This window comes from Methanobrevibacter sp., from assembly GCF_017431965.1.
GTDB lineage: Archaea > Methanobacteriota > Methanobacteria > Methanobacteriales > Methanobacteriaceae > Methanocatella.
The window spans coordinates 34,769-52,174 of record NZ_JAFRKB010000021.1 but is presented as its reverse complement, the minus strand read 5'-3'; the positions used below and the strand labels follow the sequence as shown (position 1 = coordinate 52,174).

Here is a 17,406-nt window from a genome sequence, read left to right as displayed (position 1 = left end):
CCACGTGTTACTGAGCCGTACGCCACGAGCCTAAACTCGTTCGACTTGCATGGCTTAATCGAATCCCAATAGCAGTAGCATCTGCCAGGATCAAACAGAATTGAACACATAACAGAACATAATAAGTATAAAGTATTATGAAGTACGCTAAAAAATATAGACGAGAATACACAAACTAGTTTGTAACTAATTCACCACATCTACAAAACCAACATCATACTTGAGAAAATTCAAGTACTCACGAATGTATAGCTACGTGCGGAAAAGCAACCATCATAGTTAAAATTGTTCCATACAATAAAACTTAGGTCATCGCCATAAAACACATAGCACATCTAATAGGCAAAGAAATTTTATTAACAAAATCAATTAAAAAATATTGCAAAAAATATTAAAAAATTATAAAAATGAATATTAATAGTTATTATTTAAAAATAAACTTTTATAATCTTAAATTTATAAAAAAATAAAATTATATTAAATATTATAAAAAAAATTTTTTAAAACTTAAAAAAACAAAATAAAAAAAAGTTTTTGAAGAAATAAATAAATTAAAAAATAATTCTTAAGTATTGGGGCAATTTAGAGGCAAGTTTTATGTTCTCATATATAAATGTAACTGTTGACTATATATTAATCCAACTTTTTTCTTATGACAGAAATAATTCTAGTTAAACTTCTATGCATCTTAATACCATACTGTTCAACTATCTCAAAGCCCACTTCATCAACCATTGGTTTTAAATCTATAAAGTGAGGGCTCGCCATGCATAAATAGGCATCATCTTTCATGTTATCATATATTGCCTTATAGAATTCTTTGATAATATTCTCCCCATCAACATCACCGGTGGTGGTGGAAATTCCATAAGGGGGATCAGTAACAACTGCAGCCACTTTTTCATACATTTTAAGCTCGCGAACATCAAGATTAAATGTCCTATAATCTGTAATTCCATAGTGCTCCAAATTAATGGCTGTTCCATTTTTCATTTTCCAATAAATATCAGACCCGACAACCCTACATCCTATAAGTCCGGCCTCAATCAGTATTCCTCCGGTTCCGCAAAACGGATCAAGAACAAGTTGCCCCTCTTTAACCCTAGCTAGATTAACCATGCACCTTGCCAGTTTTGGGCTCATTGAACCTGGATAGAAAAACGGCCTTTTGTGAGGCTTTGTCTCTTCAAAATGTTTTTTGTTCAGTTTAATCCTTTCAATAGCCACATATACAATATCTTCAAATGCAACAACCCGAACTAAAGATTTTGGATTTTTAAGATTGACTTTAATGTTACTGCAGTTTTCTAAAATCAGAGAACCAATCTTTCGCTCTGTTGCAACGGTGTCTATTCTTGAATGGAATCTCTTAACCCTCACGGCAAAAGTCTCATCAATATACTCCGACCAGTCAATTGAGGATACATCCTCATCCAATCGGTCTATTGCTGAAGTAGTTATTATTTCATGAACTTCATGGGTATAACCTAACCTTTTAGTTAGAATCCTATAATAATCCCCACATTTTTTAAAGTCGATGCCCTTTAATAAAACTAATCCCTCTGTGATGATGTCGATATCTGCATCAATATTTTCACAGTCCATAACTGCCCTTAGTTCTGCTATAGGTAATTGAGGGTGTTCTTGAGATTGTATACATAATAATTCCATTATAGTCACCTAAAATCCAAAAATTTTTCCTACTTTCTTAAATAAAAATGATGGAATGACCTTAAAGACCAATCCCCTTTTGACTGATTCTTTTATTAGGACTGATTGGGTGTCCATATCCCCATATTCTGAAATTAGTTTTTCACCATCATTTTCCTTAAGTTTCATATATAAATAATCCAAATCATCGTTTGTCAACATCTGAAGCGTTTTTTGAACCTTGATTTGATAGCTGAACTCCTTTTGATATTTGTCTAGGAATTCTTCGTGATATTTTTCCAGAATCGAAAAATCATTTTTCTCGATTGCCTGAACTATATATTCGCTTGCAAATCTGCAGGCATCAAAAGCTATCATCAATCCTCCGCCGGATGTTGGCTTGACTTGTCCTGCCGCGTCTCCAATGAGAACCGCCCTTGATTTGGCCAATTTGTTATTTTTATTGAATATCGGTATAAAACCCTTATATTTTTCGATTATTTCAAATTTCAAATTGTTTTTATTTAAATAGTCCATTAATATATCAGCTTGTCTTTTGTGAGAATCTTTGGAAAACAAACCCGCTCTGTAGAGGTCTTCTCCGACAGGTATAAGCCATAAAAATCCTGGCAATGCTTCTTCTAAAAGGCAAGCATCAACATAATCCGAAATATTTTCACTGTCTTTTCTATATTCATAGATATCATTTGCGGATATTTTAACAAGCATCTGTGAAGCCGGATAATTGTCCTGGTCATTTCCAATATATTTAGATAAATCCGAGTTATACCCATCGCAGCCGACTATAACTTTTGATTTTATTTTTTCATTGTTCTGAAGTGTTGTCAAACCTTCATCAATGTTAAAGTCAACTGCCTTTTGAGTGATTAATTTGACGCCACTGCCAGTAGCTCGGTTTAATAAGAATTGATCATAGGCGACCCTATCTATGATATACGCCACATCACTATCCTTTTTGACATTTAAAATGTGATTTGGGGAATGCAGGAATGCACCTTTAACCTTATTTAGTATGATATCCTCTGGAAGTTCATTAAATTCATCAATATGATAACTTAAAATTCCCGCGCATTGCAAAGGAAATCCTATTTTTGTTTTTTTGTCAAGCAATACGACTGACAATCCTTTTAAAGACAAATAATAAGAAATTGTTGAACCAACAGGACCTGCACCTACTACACATACATCATAATCAAAATTCATTATATGACCTTATTTTTTAAACTTATCAAAATGTCTTCTGATGACCTTTTCACTTGAATCATCCATATCCATTGGTTCATCATGCACATCATTTTCAGCATTTTCATTATAATGAGCTTCGAAGCCGTTATTCCGATAGTGTTGTCCATCATTTCCGGAATATTCATCGGCTACCTGATTATAATAGCTATCATTTTGATAGGAATTTGAAGCCCCCTCAAATCTTATAGCATTATCATCATAAGGTTCATATTCATACCTGTTGTAGCGTTCATCATTGTAGCCTAAATCTTCTGGATAATACTCATATTCCCTTCTTAAATTATCCTTTTCATGGCCGATAGGAGTGATAGGTTCAAACTCATCATAATAATCATCTGCTCCCAAATAATCATCGCTTGATTGGAAATTTCTTTCAGCATAGTGATTGTTTCTGGGAAATCTGGCTTGCGGCTCACTGTACACACGGGAGTTAACCATATGTGAAAAAATAATCTCCTCAACTTGGGAAGGATTGCTTATATTGGTCAGTTCCATCTGATTATTGTCATAGGCACTGAACAGATATATTGATCCTATTCTAAATAATCTTGCAATAATGCTTTGAGAAGTATTTATATCCTGAATTCTGGCATAAGGCATATAATTTTTCTTGGTGGACAATACTCCTGATTTGATAATAACCCTAGTATCAGTTAAAGTATATTCCTTTGAATACCATCCCAAAAGTTGCCAAATTATGTAAATTACAATAATAAGAATGACGACAAAAAATGCTATTGCTACATATCTTGTTAATGGAAGGTCAATGCGAGATATCAAATAGACTTGCATTTCACCGACAAATTTGATTGCCATAGGCGAAAGCATTAAGACAATACCTAACAGAACAAGACCATAAATAGCTTTCTTACATCCGAAAAGCATATTCGGCTTTGTTTGATAAAGAATTCTCTCATTTCTTATATCATCATTTTTATCAAATAACATAATTTATATTATTAGAATTTCTTTTAAATAAAGTTTTACAAAAAAAGATTAAAAAAATAAGCCTCAGCTCGCCCATCATTCATCACTAATCAGAGCTCATAGGGTTCATCATTGGCTTATTTATATATTATAATTAACCGAACATTACTCCGGCTTCTGTTTTGAACAATTCGTCCTCTTTGGTTTTGCTCATTACCTTATCTATAGCATCCATAAAGTCTGCTACAGTAATCTTATCACGCTTGTCACGAATCGCAAACATACCCGCTTCAGTGCAAACAGCTTTTAAATCTGCTCCTGAAAGGCCATCAGTCAAATCGGCGAGAATTTCAATATCCGCTTCCTCATCCAATGACATGTTTCTGGTATGGATTTTGAGAATTTCTTTTCTTCCGTCAATATTTGGAAGAGGAACTTCGATGAATCTGTCGAAACGGCCTGGACGCAACAATGCAGGGTCGAGTATGTCCGGCCTATTGGTTGCTCCAATTATTCCAATGTCTCCCCTTGATTCAAAACCGTCAAGTTCCGCAAGCAATTGCATTAAAGTACGTTGAACTTCCCTGTCCCCGCTGGTGGAACTTTTAAGCCTTTTGGCTGCAACAGCATCAAGTTCATCTATGAATATGATAGCCGGAGCCTTTTCCTTAGCCAATTCAAATACTTCACGAACTAGCCTTGCACCTTCACCAATGTATTTTTTAACGAATTCGGATGCTACAATCTTAATGAAAGTTGCATTGGTTTCATTAGCCACAGCCTTTGCAAGCAAAGTTTTACCGGTTCCCGGAGGACCATATAGCAATATTCCCTTAGGCGGTTCAATACCAACCCTTTCAAATAATTCCGGTTCGGTCAATGGCAACTCGACAGTTTCCTTAACTTCAATAATTTGCTCTTCCAAACCACCGATTTTATCATATGTTATATCAGGTTTGGTTTCTATTTCCATTCCTGAAACATTTGCATCTTTTTCTGATGGCAAAACTTCCACAATACCAAAGGTTTGTTGGTTTAAGGCCACTCTAGAGCCAGGAACTAATAATTTTTCATCTAAGAATTTTGAATAGTTAACAAGAAAGCTTGGACCGGTACTGCTTTTTACAGTCATTCTATAATCATCTAAAACTTCAGTGATTGTTGCTAATACTAAAGGAGGAGATCTGAATCTATCCACCTCGGAACGTAGAGATTTAGTTTCTCTTTCTAATCTAATCTTTTCATTTTCAATTAGGACTTTATCCTTTTCTAATTTCCTAACTTTCCACATTAGGTTGCTTTTTGCTTTGGATTTTTCTTCTTTTAATTGAATAACCTCTTCTTTAAGAGATTCAACTTTTTCAATCAATTGTTCTTTTGAAGAGTTTTCCAAATCGTCAAAATTATCCATGTGAATCAACTCCAGTTAGTTTTGAATTTTACATTTTTGTTACTTTAATAACAATTAGTAACTTTAAATATTTAAATGTATTCATTTGTATTGAAACCAACAAATATTATTTAAAGTATTATATGTATATAATTAATTAATTGAATAAGGAAACCTGATTAATATGGAATGCGAAATTTGTGGTAAAGAAGTACCGGAACATAATCCAATCAGAGCAAAAATTGAAGGATCAGTTATGGTTGTATGTAAAGAGTGCTCAAAGCTTGGAACAATACAAAAAGCACCCCCTAAACCAAAATTTAGAAAACAAAGCAACCCTAAAAAGTCAAACAATACTAGAAATAGAAGTTATTCTAGAAATGATGAACCTAGCGAAGAATTGATTGAAGACTATGAAATAGCTATAAGAAACGCGAGAGAAGCAAGGGATTGGTCTAGAGAGGATTTAGGTAAAAAAATCAATGAAAGGGTTTCAGTCATTACCAGAATTGAAACCGGAAAAATGACACCTGACATCAAGCTTACAAAAAAACTAGAAAAAACCTTAAACATAAAATTGCTTGAAAAAGTTAATAATGTTGACTTAAATCAGTTTATTAATACCTCATCAGGTGAACGCACATTAGGAAATGTAATGAAAATCAAAAGGAAATAGCTATTTTTTTATATAGCTATTTAATTTCTCATTTTTTATATGTCTTTGCTTGCCTTTAATTGTATAATCAATCATCCCATCGTTTTTAGCCTTGTTAGAGCGATATCCTTGAAAATCAGGAGCATTCTCCAATAAATTTTCCAATTTAGCATATCCGTCGTATTCATCGCTTACTACTACAACATGGGCTGGAGGATGGATTTTTTTTACTTGAAGAATACTTAATGTAGTGTCTTCCTTTACAAAGAATGCTGTTGCAACATTAGATTTTGTTTTAAGCTTTGAGTTTAAAATACTTTCAACCAATGAATCCGCAAAGCTAGCATCAACAACTTTAGGCTTAGTATCCAAATTCAAATTGCCATGCTTTTCAATATCTGATATTGCACTAAGTAATTTTGAATTGTTTTCTCCCCTTACTAAAATTAATGCCATAATAATCCCCAATAAAAAAAATAGGTGAAAAGTCACCTGCTTTGGAAAGATTTTAATAACCTGCTTCTAAATACGACTAATAGAATCAGGATAATTCCAATTACTGTCTGTATACTTCCTAAAATGTTCAGGATATTTCCATCAATAGGCAAATCCCATGAAGGAGATGTTTTTTCACCAGGAAGTGCATTATAATAAACACCTACTGCCTTTGAACTTTGCTTTACATTCAAATCCTTAGATTCGACATGGTCAACACCTATCAGCAATCCATTGTCGATAGCTCTATTAATTGAACCGGCAATTGCAGATGAATCATAACCGTTTTTAGCAACAGACGCTTCAACAATTTCTTTTGTAGTTGATGCGACACCCGGCCTGTCGGTTCCATAAACGGAAACACTGACCGCGTCTGAACTAACAGTTAATGCATTTCCTAAAGCCTCATACGCATAAATTGTCTTTAATTCTCCGCCACAGACAGGACATCTGCTATATGCTTCAGATGACGGATATCCTCTTGACCAGCCACAATCCTGACAAGCTTTGGAATATTGCTCATTCATTGCATAACCAGTCTTGTTCATGTCTTGAGGAGTAAACATGTCACCGGTTGAAATTCCGGAAATTAGATTCACTCCACCTCCACCATATTTCTCACCTGATTCGTTTGCAACCTGACCTAATGCTTCAGATAAGATAGTGGTTGCAGGATAGCCATCCCTAATCATTTTTCCAATGTTCATGGCAACCTCTTTACGTGCACTGTCTGCGGTACCATACATCGGATTTCCGTTTGTATTTCTCAGGTGAATAATGGCTCCTTTTTGTCCAGGTTCTAAAGTAGCAACACCGCTACTGTATGGAGTAACCTTAATTTCATTGCTCGCATCATCAACTGTAATTACATAAGCATCAAATGATCCACCTATTGCGGCTCCAATATTGGGACCTCCAACAAGAAGACGAGCCCCCTCATATTGGGATGCAATGGATGCGGCAGAAGCCGCAGATACATTATTATTTAAACTAGCAATAGCATCAATAATGGAATCCAACCTGGTATCGGAACTACCGGTACCCCCTGATAGCACTGCAAACTGATTGTTCTTAGACATTACAAATGTTGATTGGAACATGTTCTCTGCAAAGGACATACTTCCTGCAGCAGCACCATTCGGGTCTTTACCAGATGGATCTGTAATGATTAAAATGTTACAGGTAGCTGCAACGCTACTCATTGTCATTAAAAATATAATTAAAAAAACTATTGAAACCTTAAGTTTATCCATTTATCCACCCACACCAGTAACTGATTTGTTTTCAAGCTCAACAGATGAAAAGTCTTCAATAACTGTTACAGTAACAACACCAGTATTTTTATCTACTTGCACATCAGCGGCAGTAATAGGTGTAATAGAAGTACCTGGAACTGTTGATTCCTTAGCGAATTCTTGTGCCGTTTGAATAGCATCTTGCAGCGAAACTTCTCTTATGGATGTTTTTAAGATATCTCCATAAATTACACTACCATCTCTAAATCCCGCTTGCATAACATTAGCTCTGATTGTATCTATAGGAACAATGTCATTTCCTTTAATAATTATTCCGGAAATAGGTATCCCATTATCCATTTCATCAGATGATGCGAATGCCACATAAGTGACTAAACGACCACAAACAATTAAAATAAACGCCAATAATAAAATAATTAATGTGTCTCTTCTAATTTTTATAAACATTTTTTATCCTCTTTGTCGAAAATTCAATTAAGATAAATTATACATTTATTATATTGAACTAATATGATATTTAAATTTATATAATATCTTTTAACAATGATTCGGCAGGGTCCATTCCTTGAGCCCCAATCAATAAAATAATATCTTTTTGACTGGCTTTTTTATAGGTTTCAGATAAACACTCTTTAAGATTGTCATAATGAACGAATTCAACATTATTCTCATTTAACGTATTGAAGAATACTTCTCTTTCTTCCGGCACAACAAAGTTCAAATCATTGACAACATCATTGCTTGAAGACAACACTAATTCAATTCTCTCATCCATTGATTCGACAAGTGCCTCTACATTTAACTTGTTTATTTCAACACCTCTTGAACCCCTTATGGAACATACGACATATAATGTCTGATTTTCAGGAAGTAATTTAATGGTTTCTCCAATAGTCGCTTTAATTCCATCAGGATTGTGCGCAAAATCATCAAAAATTAAAGGTTCTTCATTTAACTTGGCAAAACGCCTGTTTAATGCCTTATACGATTTGACGCCCTCTATTATATCCAACATGTTCACTCCAAGTGAAATACATGCCCCCATAGCAGATAAGATATTTTGAATAAAATGATAACCGCTAAATGGCAATTCATTATTTCTTAAGATAATGTCCCCACGATAAACAATGGATTCGCCGTCATAGTAAATCGAATTTTCCTCATCGATTTTTGACATTGATGTAAAAAATGGGTTTTGAGCATCCAATTTCATTACTAATTCATCATCATGATTCAATACGCAAATTCCATCACCAATTGCCTTCGGAACTGCTTTGATTTCATCATAAACATCTTCAATTGAGTTAACAAGACCAATATGATCCATTGCAATATTTGTTATAACTCCGACTTTAGGTTTTACTGCCTCACTCATCAATGCGGCATGATTTTCCATGAGATTGCCTAACCATCCCTGAACTTCAGATACTTCAATGACCAAATAATCCAGCTCGCCATTAGCCAATACCTCATCCGATATCAGTTTAGAAACCATCGGATCTATCAATGTATTGAATTCCGATTCACTGTCTGTATTTGTAAGTACGTGATATCCTGCAGTTTTTAAAATATGATAAATTAAATGAGATGTTGTAGACTTGCCGTTGGTTCCTGTGATTACAACATTAGTGGAATCTGGAGAATATTTTTCAATGGTATGTGAAAGTGCATATGCATTTGCCAGCTCTATCTTATCTGTGATTATCAACGGGAAATTCAATTTTTCGGCCATTTCAATTGCACCATCTTTTGGAGTTTGGGTAATTAAGCATGCTATATTCTTGTCAAAGGCTATTTCAACACCAATATCATTTACCCAATGCCTTATAACTATATCTCCGGTATGCGCCTCATTTAAAAATGTAAACTTGCCTGTGAATCCATCAATAGAGAAAAATTCATCATTGCCAATAAGTTTTCCATTAATAGATTTTGCCAAATCTTGTATACTCATATAATCACCCGAAAAAATAGAATTTAAAATATGTACATCTTAGCCAGAATGCCTATGATACATAACAATACTGTAAATCCCCAATAACTTAACACTATTCTTGTCTCAGACATCCCATAATGATTTAAAGTGTGATGCAGTGGTTCAACAGGCAATTTGATAATGTGTGCCCTGTGCAATAAGCTAACAACGACTGAAATAATAGGAACTCCCAATGCAAGAACGCCGAAGTATGGAATATCACCGACTACAACCGCAGCAGCATAACCTGTTCCCAAAACAAATGAACCTGTATCTCCCATAAATATTGAAGCGGGATACTTGTTGAAAACCAAAAATCCGAAACATAACCCAGATAATATTAAAAATGGAGGCATTATTGCAGTTGGTCCAAACAGATCTCCATATATACAGCATGCAATTGAAGCAATACCTACAATACCTGCAGCAAGACCATCCATACCATCAATTAAATTGACTGAATTTATACAGCCTAAAATGGCAATAATAACAACTGGAATAGCCAATATGCCTAATTGAAAACCTCCAATAGTTGTTACAACACCGGTCAATCCTAAAAATAATCCTAAAACAATTTGGCAAATAATTTTTTCAAGTTCACCAGGTTCAGTTTTGATTGGAACTTCACCAATGACTTCAACTTTGCCTGCATTAAGCAAATCATCCACTTCCGCTTTTGCTTTTGGGGTTGCAACACGAACCTCTTCACCAGGCTGAACATCCAATCTTCCAAGAGTTATGACATCATCAGAAGTATTTACAACAATTTTTTGAACTTCTTTGACTTTAAGACCGATTAAATCATCCACCAAGCCCACAATACCTCCTGTAAGCATAATGAATGAAACAATCAATATTGGTGTATTCTGATAATAAAGAGCTATGATTAAAGAAATTGTAAATAGGAAAGCAATACCTCCCATTGTAGGAGTACCGCTCTTATGTCTATGTTCACTTACTATAGGATTATCAGCAATCCTTGCTTTAATTAATATCCTTCTAATATAATATGTAAAGAATATTGTAGCACATAATGTTATTAAAAAAAGAATTAACATATCTGTATTATTCATCATACCACACAATAAATCTAGATTTCACTACTATTTTTATTGATAATAGTATATAATTATAACTTATAAGACAGACTACATCAATTTTTCAACTAATTTTTCAAGACCTTCTTTTGAAGAAGCTCTTGCAGTAACCCTCTGATAGCCTTCAGGACCATGGACAACAAAATCATTGGCTTCAAAAGACTTTATAGGTTCGTTTGGGGTAGGACCATTATAATTACCTATTGGAATTTCTGTAGAATAGTGATACTCTAGCCTGTCTGAAATATCCGACAGTGAAAATTCGCCAATTGCCATATTGACCAGTTCACATAACGAATTAATGCCACAAGTCGCTGTTGTTAGGTATCTTGTACCATTAGGCCTTGTATTTACCTCGATTGCATACAACTGGTCATTTTCTTTTGAAAACATGAAATCCATTTCAAAAATGCCGTCAGAAGCCAAATTCCTGGCAACCTTATATGCAGTGTGCTGAACCAAATTATTGTCCAAACCTTCAACCATGCACGGCCCAGTCTTGACCTTATTCAATGGATGTGTTCCCTCCAAAGTAGTTTCGCCTTTGTATATTGGAGGAAGAGCAACATATTGGCCGTCGAAACCCAACACCTCAATTGAAATTTCTGATCCTTCAACAAATTTCTCACACAGCGCCTGGTCAAATTCCTCAAAGTATTCGTTTACATCTTCAATTGACCTGGCTATTTTAATATCCTTTCCGCCTTGTCCTTCACCTTGCTTTAAAACAACAGGAAAGTCCAATTCAAGCTCATCAGGACTGTTTAAAATTTGATACTCAGGGGTGGCCACACCAATTTCCTCATAAAACTCCTTGGTTTTAATTTTATTTGATGTTAACTCAACTGCCCTCACGCCTGCAGCTATTACGGGAATTCCGTATTCCTCTTCAACTTCTTCTTTCATGTGGGCAACATCAATTAAAGGAGGGTCGATACCTATCAATGGAACTATGGCATTAACATTTTGCATTAACGCAACCTGTTTTGGTCCGTCCATGCCTCGAGGAACAATGAATACTTGATCGGGCAAATCCAAATTAATAGCTTCCTCATTAGATTCCGTAAGTACACTTTCTATTCCTTTACCTCTAACGTACCAGTCAATGTCATCGTATAATCTTGATCCAATAAACAATAATTTCATAGTATAATTCCTTTTAGTATATCAATAAATTCATAAGCGGTCTTTTCAACATTTTCCGTTAAGTTTTCGGAATAGTCCATTGATTCCGGTTCGATTCCAATGAAAATTATTCCAAAATCCGTATCTTTTTCCAGATACCTTACAAAGAATGATAATGACATGGAATGAGTTGAAATGCCTATGTTTGCAAAATCATATTTGTCCACTATCTTAATATCGCCCGGCTGACCTCCCATCAAACATGCATCGACAATTATCAAGTGTGTCGGCTTTTCTTTTCTGATTTTGCCTGTGAAGTTTTCAGGGACAGTTTCAGCATTAATGAACAGCAGCTTGTTTTTGTCTTCAATGTCTTCCTCTTTCAATTTTTTAATTATGAATGGCCCTACACCATCATCACATTTAAGCTCATTGCCTACTCCAAGTATGATTAATTTTTCACAATCCGTGAGAAAATCGTCTAATTGAGACTCAAAAGACATCATTCACCTTCAACATATTCAATTTTAATACTTTCAATCCCTTTTCCCATACTATATTTTAGTTTAACATTTATAAATTGATTGCTATTTACCGATTTCTCATCTAATGGGATTAATAAAGGTGGATTCAACATGGGAGTTGGTCCGCAGATCATATTATCGTTAAGTAGTGTAAATGTTGTGATTTTTACTCCATTCACTATTCCATCTTTACTGGCCTCAATTGAAATAACTTCTTCAAAATCAGGGTCAATATCGTCTGAAAAATTTAACTCAGAGTAAACTTGGGGATGTGAAAACACTTCGTAATTTGCATCATCCTCATCCCAGTGAATGTTATCCCTCTCCAGATTAACCAGTTCAATGGTGTTGATAATGCCTTTAGGAATTATTGTGCCGTTTTCCTTTAGGAAGTTTTTGGCATGATTTAGAACTGGAATCTGCTCTTCGTCAATCAATGCAGTGTCCATCATTTCACAAACTATCAAATCTGCCTTTTTTGTGAAATCGTAACTAAATACATCACGGTTAACCACTTCAATATTTGAAAAACCTGATAAATTTTCCCTGGCGCACTGCGATGCCTTAAAGCTTACTTCCAGTGAAATAATTTCTTCAAAATAAGGACTTAAAAAATAGGATAGAACTCCACTGCCGCATCCCAAATCATAAGCCAATTCTTTATTGGAATCATATTCCAGAATCGCATTATAAAATCCGGCCAATCTGTCTTTATCCTTCAATAAATCGGAATGGTAGGGAGTTGTTTTAAATTTCATGAAACAATGAAAAAAATTTAATGGGAATGTGAATGGCCGTGGTCATGTGAATGTCCAGGTTCACTAAATTCTTCCCCATTGGCTGTACTTGTGAGTTTTACGTGTTCAACACCTTTCAATCTCATGATTTTTTCAGTCAAATCACGAATCTCAGCAATATCCCCATTTACAACTACAATCTCCATGCAGTATTTGTCTGTCATGTGAATATGCATACTTGTGTTAATTTCATTTCTAAAGCTGTGTTGAATTTCCGCAAGGTTTTCCATGACTCCTGTATAATGGTGGTCATAGATAACAGTTACAATACCAATTCTGTGTCCTTCCATGGAATTCATCCATTGATATCTTACAATATAATCCTGAAGTGCATCACGAATCCCTTTTGAACGTGACTGGTATCCTCTCTCTTTTAGTACTTCATCAAAATCCGCCAATAATTTTTTAGGTAAAGACATGCTTATTCTCATCATAAAAAATCACATTAAAAGTTGAATTGTATACTTTAATATATAATTTTAAGATTATATAAATATTATGATTAAATAGAAAAAAAATATTACTAGATTATTATTAATATATAGTAAAAATATTATTCTACAAGCAAATAATACTCGCCGTCATCCTTATTAATGGATTTTAAAAGGCCTTTATTCTGTAGGGACAAAATAATGTGATACATTCTAAAATTAGACAATTTTAAATCACCATACAGGAGATGCCCTTCCAAGGTATATTTAGATATAAGATTCTTATCGTCGACCAGCTCTTGAATTAACTTATATGATTCCATTTCCTTCATGTTCAATTCCAACTCCTCAACATCCTTTTTGGAATTGACAGTGTTGATTTCCTTTTCATGTTCTGACAATGAAATCTTATTGTCAGAAAAAAGAATTAGCTCTTTATCCTTAAGCTCTTCTAAAATTTGGACCAGGTCATATTCGTGAAAACCCAAATCCTTTCTTAAGACATTGAGAGGAATGCCATCGGGATATTCTATGGCAAAAATCTTAATCTGGTTTAGAACAACCTCTTCATTTTTAGTAATGGTAATCATATAATCAGAATTTATATTTTATCTAATACTAATAGTTTTTGTTAGGACAATTGCAATTCGTTTTCCAGTGCTTTTGCCTCTTGCTTGTTTTTCTCGGCCACCTCTTCCGGTGTCAAATCGAAAGGCCTTGTGAAAAACAGGTCAATGTCATTGACTATCTGGCAAATGGACATGTGCACCAATTCCTTTAAAGCCAAGCTTTTCTGAACCCTGTTTAGTGATTCATCACCATAAATCATATCATAATCCTTTTTATAATCCTCACGGATTTTTACAGGATCCAAATCCGTTTGGAGCTGTTTTTCATCATATTCCTCTGTTAAAAGTAAAAACTTAATCAATTCCTCTTTTTCTTCCTGAAAATCATCTTCACTGGAGATAACTTCCCTATAATACGAACTGACTGACTGGAAAACATCCCTTGAAACATTGCCGTTTACAATATTGTCCATGAATAGCCCAAAAGAGCTTGAAATGTAATACTTGCCGTTTTCCTCTTTAGTCTCAAAAACCAGTTCGTTTTCTACATTCGCTACGTATTGAACAATTGTTATCTCTTTAGCCTTTTCGAATGATTTGGTGTTGAATTTGGAATTTTTTAGCTTATAATCTGCATTAATCTTTAAAGCATTTTCAATATTTTCAATCTCTTCTTTTGAAATCTCCATAAAATCTCCAGACATAATACTTCCCCCATATTATATAACATTTCATGATTAAAAAATTTTTATAAATAATAAACTTTAAAATAAAATCATGGAATCCGAAGACATACTTGTTGATTTAAAAGAGTTAACCCCACAAAAGGAAATAACAAAAAATGATTTAATGAAGATACTTAAAAAATATGCCAGAATAATTTCAGTTTATGATTTGATGATGGCATCAGCACGTATGAGAAAAGACGGTGAATTTGTTCATGCAAGCTACCGTGAAAAATACTTGGAAATCTATATAAAATACTTTTTATTGCGCATGAAGGAAGTTCTTGCAAATGATGACTACGATAATTCAGCTATTGACAAGCAGTCTTTTGATGAATCCATTCCAATACATGAGAGAACCTTTGAAAAAGAAAGGGAAGAAATTTTTGGAAGTTATGATGACAAATTTCCATTAATTTATGTGATTACCGCATTATATACAACATTCATCCTGGAAGAACCAATACATCCTGTTGGAAGTGAGTTTCCAGGCAATTTAAAAGTGGAAAAAAGAAACGGGAAATATTTATGTCCAGTTAAGGATAACCAAAAGGACAATGAAAACGCCGTTTGCCATTTGTGCCTTGCTGAGCAGACCCCTGACATCTAATGGTGTTGATTTTATGAATATTTGTCTTTATGGTTCCGGAAGTAGAAAAATAGATAAGGCCTACACCGATGAGGCATATGAATTAGGTTGTCAGATTGCAAAAAGAGGCCATACCTTAGTATTCGGCGGAGGAGATACCGGCATGATGGGTTCATGTGCAAAAGGAGTCCATGACAATGACGGATCATCAATAGGAATCGCTCCGGAATGGATTAACAATTTTGAACCGCTTTGCGATAAATGCAGCGAATTCATTTATGTCGATACAATGGATGAGAGAAAAAACAAGTTTCTGGAAAATTCCGATGCTTTTATAATTTCTCCTGGTGGAATCGGAACATTAGATGAATTTTTTGAAATAATAACCCTTAAAAAACTTAAACGGCATGATAAACCAATCATAGTCTTTAACATAGCCGGCTTTTTTAATAAGATGTTTGAAATGATTGATGAAATGGCTGAAAAGGGATTTCTATACAAGCAGGAGGAAACCTTTAAGATAGCCGAAAACATTGATGAGATATTTGATTATTTAGAATAAAGGAGCAGTAATATTGATAAGTGAAAGACAAGCCCTTGAAATTGCTGAGCGAATAGAAAACGCAGACAATATTGACATTAAGGAAACTATTGAGAAAGCCGCAACAGCAGGCTATTTGGGTGAAAAGCATTTTTATTGTACTGTAATTGAAGACGGCGGATTTACACATACAGTCCCGGAAATCTTAGGTGACAGATACAAATCAATCCCTATGGACAATCTATATTATGACATCATCTCAAAGGCACTTGACCACGACGGCATTTATATTTCACTTGCATATTCAAGCCCATATATCAGATTACCTGAAGAAGACTGCTCTGAAGTTTACGAATATGATGAATACGAATCAGACTTTAGTGAAATGGAAGAAGAGGATTTGTATTTGATGGAATATGGTTTGATTACTTCCGAAGAAGGAAAAATATTTAGAATATATGCTGAAGAGGGAATATCCGGCCATGAGCCAACAGAGGATGTCGGAATTATGGTCAATATAATAAATGGGGAATACAAGGCCTATTTTGCACTCAGGTCAACCGACAGATGCATGTCCAGCTTTATGGTGCTTCCATTCAATAATGAATATCCTAAGGAACATCCCCTATCCTTTAAAAATCCAATAAATAGAATGTTAATTGAAATGATTGATAAGGTAATCATATTAAAGAGTCAATGACCGGATCCGAATATTTCTTGATATAATTGACAATCGGCCCGACAATTATTGCCGTTATAAGTGTCCCTTCACGAACTCCGGCAAGATATCCTAAAAATGCAAAAGAAAGAATAATTGCAATTATCACCATTGCCGTGTCAACAAAAGGTTTTACCTTTGCAAATTCCTTATTTAAAAATTTTGAAATTGAATAGATGAATCCGTCTGCAGGCAAGTAAACTATTTCCGTTTTGATTTCAAGCAAAACGCCAAATGCGATTACAAAACAACTAATCAACAATACCGCAATTTGGGAAATGTAATCTTGAGGATTCACGAAAGCAACCAGCATCAATGAAAAATCGATGAAGGCGGAAAAAATTGTTCCCATAACAACCTGCAGGAGCTGTCTTTTTTCAAAATCGCTTCTTAGGATAATGATTTGTGAAATAATAAGAATCAGATTGAAAACAAATGTTACAGTCCCAACGCTTAAATGTGAAATCAGACTGCAAACATTTGGAATGCAAATTAGTGGAGCAGTTCCCAAGTTTGCCTTAATAGATAGTGAAGCACCCAAAGATATGAAAAACAGGGAAATTAGATAAATTGCAAATCTATTGAATTTCTTGAACTCCATAATAGAATATTTTTTAGATAAACTATTAAATTGTTTCTGAATCCAAATAATCCTAAATGCCTTAATCACAACTGT

At 34.4% G+C, this 17,406-nt stretch carries 20 protein-coding genes and 1 rRNA gene; 4 read left to right on the top strand and 17 right to left on the bottom strand.

All coding sequences use genetic code 11. From position 1 onward, the window contains the following. The 5 genes from IJI93_RS02210 to IJI93_RS02190 all read right to left on the bottom strand — a co-directional run. A 16S ribosomal RNA gene (locus tag IJI93_RS02210) occupies positions 1-101 on the bottom strand; the annotation flags it as partial. Positions 102-633: 532 nt separating this feature from the next. Next, a complete protein-coding gene (locus IJI93_RS02205) occupies positions 634-1,671 on the bottom strand; it encodes a TIGR01177 family methyltransferase (RefSeq protein WP_292819249.1) in 1,038 nt (345 codons plus the stop codon). Between the two features lie 9 nt (positions 1,672-1,680). Then, positions 1,681-2,874: an NAD(P)/FAD-dependent oxidoreductase gene (locus IJI93_RS02200; protein ID WP_292819247.1), complete on the bottom strand. Its 1,194-nt coding sequence runs from the start codon at positions 2,872-2,874 to the stop codon at positions 1,681-1,683. Positions 2,875-2,883: 9 nt separating this feature from the next. Then, a complete protein-coding gene (locus IJI93_RS02195) occupies positions 2,884-3,864 on the bottom strand; it encodes a PH domain-containing protein (protein ID WP_292819244.1) in 981 nt (326 codons plus the stop codon). 133 nt (positions 3,865-3,997) lie between these two features. Next, positions 3,998-5,254: a proteasome-activating nucleotidase gene (locus IJI93_RS02190; protein WP_394355672.1), complete on the bottom strand. Its 1,257-nt coding sequence runs from the start codon at positions 5,252-5,254 to the stop codon at positions 3,998-4,000. 163 nt (positions 5,255-5,417) lie between these two features. On the opposite strand from IJI93_RS02190, the gene IJI93_RS02185 reads away from it, so the two are divergent. Beyond that, positions 5,418-5,909: a multiprotein bridging factor aMBF1 gene (locus IJI93_RS02185; RefSeq protein WP_292819241.1), complete on the top strand. Its 492-nt coding sequence runs from the start codon at positions 5,418-5,420 to the stop codon at positions 5,907-5,909. Here the strand turns inward: IJI93_RS02185 and IJI93_RS02180 are convergent, their stop codons facing one another. The 11 genes from IJI93_RS02180 to IJI93_RS02130 form a co-directional block, all read right to left on the bottom strand. Next, positions 5,910-6,344, bottom strand: a complete 435-nt coding sequence (locus IJI93_RS02180) for a DUF356 domain-containing protein (RefSeq protein ID WP_292819238.1) — start codon at positions 6,342-6,344, stop codon at positions 5,910-5,912. Positions 6,345-6,376: 32 nt separating this feature from the next. Then, positions 6,377-7,636, bottom strand: coding sequence for a hypothetical protein (locus IJI93_RS02175; protein ID WP_292819235.1), 1,260 nt, complete (start codon positions 7,634-7,636; stop codon positions 6,377-6,379). Further along, on the bottom strand, positions 7,637-8,086 hold the full coding sequence (locus IJI93_RS02170; RefSeq protein ID WP_292819232.1) for a hypothetical protein: 450 nt from the start codon (positions 8,084-8,086) through the stop codon (positions 7,637-7,639). It lies immediately after the preceding gene. Positions 8,087-8,162: 76 nt separating this feature from the next. Beyond that, positions 8,163-9,593, bottom strand: coding sequence for a Mur ligase family protein (locus IJI93_RS02165; protein ID WP_292819228.1), 1,431 nt, complete (start codon positions 9,591-9,593; stop codon positions 8,163-8,165). A 23-nt stretch (positions 9,594-9,616) separates the two neighbouring features. Next, positions 9,617-10,699, bottom strand: coding sequence for a glycosyltransferase family 4 protein (locus IJI93_RS02160; RefSeq protein ID WP_292819226.1), 1,083 nt, complete (start codon positions 10,697-10,699; stop codon positions 9,617-9,619). Between the two features lie 63 nt (positions 10,700-10,762). Further along, positions 10,763-11,857, bottom strand: coding sequence for an acetyl-CoA carboxylase biotin carboxylase subunit family protein (locus tag IJI93_RS02155; protein ID WP_292819223.1), 1,095 nt, complete (start codon positions 11,855-11,857; stop codon positions 10,763-10,765). Further along, positions 11,854-12,339: a hydrogenase maturation peptidase HycI gene (gene hycI / locus IJI93_RS02150; RefSeq protein WP_292819220.1), complete on the bottom strand. Its 486-nt coding sequence runs from the start codon at positions 12,337-12,339 to the stop codon at positions 11,854-11,856. The genes IJI93_RS02155 and hycI overlap by 4 nt, the downstream gene beginning before the upstream one ends. Continuing rightward, positions 12,339-13,118 (bottom strand): methyltransferase domain-containing protein, encoded by a 780-nt coding sequence (locus IJI93_RS02145; RefSeq protein WP_292819213.1) that lies wholly within the window; start codon positions 13,116-13,118, stop codon positions 12,339-12,341. Before IJI93_RS02145 ends, hycI begins: the two co-directional genes overlap by 1 nt. Before the next feature lie 17 nt (positions 13,119-13,135). Next, positions 13,136-13,591 (bottom strand): nickel-responsive transcriptional regulator NikR, encoded by a 456-nt coding sequence (gene nikR, locus IJI93_RS02140; protein ID WP_292819210.1) that lies wholly within the window; start codon positions 13,589-13,591, stop codon positions 13,136-13,138. A gap of 119 nt (positions 13,592-13,710) precedes the next feature. Beyond that, positions 13,711-14,178 carry a hypothetical protein gene (locus IJI93_RS02135; protein WP_292819207.1) on the bottom strand — a complete coding sequence of 156 codons (468 nt, stop codon included), beginning with the start codon at positions 14,176-14,178 and terminating at the stop codon, positions 13,711-13,713. A 41-nt stretch (positions 14,179-14,219) separates the two neighbouring features. Then, positions 14,220-14,861 carry a hypothetical protein gene (locus IJI93_RS02130; protein ID WP_292819204.1) on the bottom strand — a complete coding sequence of 214 codons (642 nt, stop codon included), beginning with the start codon at positions 14,859-14,861 and terminating at the stop codon, positions 14,220-14,222. Positions 14,862-14,934: 73 nt separating this feature from the next. Here IJI93_RS02130 and IJI93_RS02125 point away from each other — a divergent pair, with 73 nt between their 5' ends. The 3 genes from IJI93_RS02125 to IJI93_RS02115 are packed head-to-tail and all read left to right on the top strand — an operon-like array spanning position 14,935 to position 16,712. Continuing rightward, a complete protein-coding gene (locus IJI93_RS02125) occupies positions 14,935-15,492 on the top strand; it encodes a DUF2115 domain-containing protein (RefSeq protein ID WP_292819201.1) in 558 nt (185 codons plus the stop codon). A gap of 13 nt (positions 15,493-15,505) precedes the next feature. Continuing rightward, positions 15,506-16,033, top strand: a complete 528-nt coding sequence (locus IJI93_RS02120) for a TIGR00730 family Rossman fold protein (RefSeq protein ID WP_292819198.1) — start codon at positions 15,506-15,508, stop codon at positions 16,031-16,033. Positions 16,034-16,046: 13 nt separating this feature from the next. Then, positions 16,047-16,712, top strand: a complete 666-nt coding sequence (locus IJI93_RS02115) for a hypothetical protein (protein ID WP_292819195.1) — start codon at positions 16,047-16,049, stop codon at positions 16,710-16,712. Here the strand turns inward: IJI93_RS02115 and IJI93_RS02110 are convergent. After that, the gene (locus tag IJI93_RS02110; protein WP_292819192.1) at positions 16,693-17,331 is read right to left on the bottom strand and encodes a YitT family protein; all 639 of its coding nucleotides are present in this window, start codon (positions 17,329-17,331) and stop codon (positions 16,693-16,695) included. The genes IJI93_RS02115 and IJI93_RS02110 overlap by 20 nt on opposite strands. Positions 17,332-17,406: the final 75 nt, after the last annotated feature.

Bases quoted from the DNA above. Each gene is read 5' to 3' on its own strand.
- IJI93_RS02200 (WP_292819247.1), bottom strand. From the start codon at position 2,874: ATGAATTTTGATTATGATGTATGTGTAGTAGGTGCAGGTCCTGTTGGT.
- IJI93_RS02175 (WP_292819235.1), bottom strand. From the start codon at position 7,636: ATGGATAAACTTAAGGTTTCAATAGTTTTTTTAATTATATTTTTAATG.
- IJI93_RS02185 (WP_292819241.1), top strand. From the start codon at position 5,418: ATGGAATGCGAAATTTGTGGTAAAGAAGTACCGGAACATAATCCAATC.
- IJI93_RS02125 (WP_292819201.1), top strand. From the start codon at position 14,935: ATGGAATCCGAAGACATACTTGTTGATTTAAAAGAGTTAACCCCACAA.
- IJI93_RS02130 (WP_292819204.1), bottom strand. From the start codon at position 14,861: ATGTCTGGAGATTTTATGGAGATTTCAAAAGAAGAGATTGAAAATATT.
- nikR (WP_292819210.1), bottom strand. From the start codon at position 13,591: ATGATGAGAATAAGCATGTCTTTACCTAAAAAATTATTGGCGGATTTT.
- IJI93_RS02205 (WP_292819249.1), bottom strand. From the start codon at position 1,671: ATGGAATTATTATGTATACAATCTCAAGAACACCCTCAATTACCTATA.
- IJI93_RS02170 (WP_292819232.1), bottom strand. From the start codon at position 8,086: ATGTTTATAAAAATTAGAAGAGACACATTAATTATTTTATTATTGGCG.
- IJI93_RS02155 (WP_292819223.1), bottom strand. From the start codon at position 11,857: ATGAAATTATTGTTTATTGGATCAAGATTATACGATGACATTGACTGG.
- IJI93_RS02120 (WP_292819198.1), top strand. From the start codon at position 15,506: ATGAATATTTGTCTTTATGGTTCCGGAAGTAGAAAAATAGATAAGGCC.
- IJI93_RS02165 (WP_292819228.1), bottom strand. From the start codon at position 9,593: ATGAGTATACAAGATTTGGCAAAATCTATTAATGGAAAACTTATTGGC.
- hycI (WP_292819220.1), bottom strand. From the start codon at position 12,339: ATGTCTTTTGAGTCTCAATTAGACGATTTTCTCACGGATTGTGAAAAA.
- IJI93_RS02110 (WP_292819192.1), bottom strand. From the start codon at position 17,331: ATGGAGTTCAAGAAATTCAATAGATTTGCAATTTATCTAATTTCCCTG.
- IJI93_RS02145 (WP_292819213.1), bottom strand. From the start codon at position 13,118: ATGAAATTTAAAACAACTCCCTACCATTCCGATTTATTGAAGGATAAA.
- IJI93_RS02190 (WP_394355672.1), bottom strand. From the start codon at position 5,254: ATGGATAATTTTGACGATTTGGAAAACTCTTCAAAAGAACAATTGATT.
- IJI93_RS02135 (WP_292819207.1), bottom strand. From the start codon at position 14,178: ATGATTACCATTACTAAAAATGAAGAGGTTGTTCTAAACCAGATTAAG.
- IJI93_RS02195 (WP_292819244.1), bottom strand. From the start codon at position 3,864: ATGTTATTTGATAAAAATGATGATATAAGAAATGAGAGAATTCTTTAT.
- IJI93_RS02180 (WP_292819238.1), bottom strand. From the start codon at position 6,344: ATGGCATTAATTTTAGTAAGGGGAGAAAACAATTCAAAATTACTTAGT.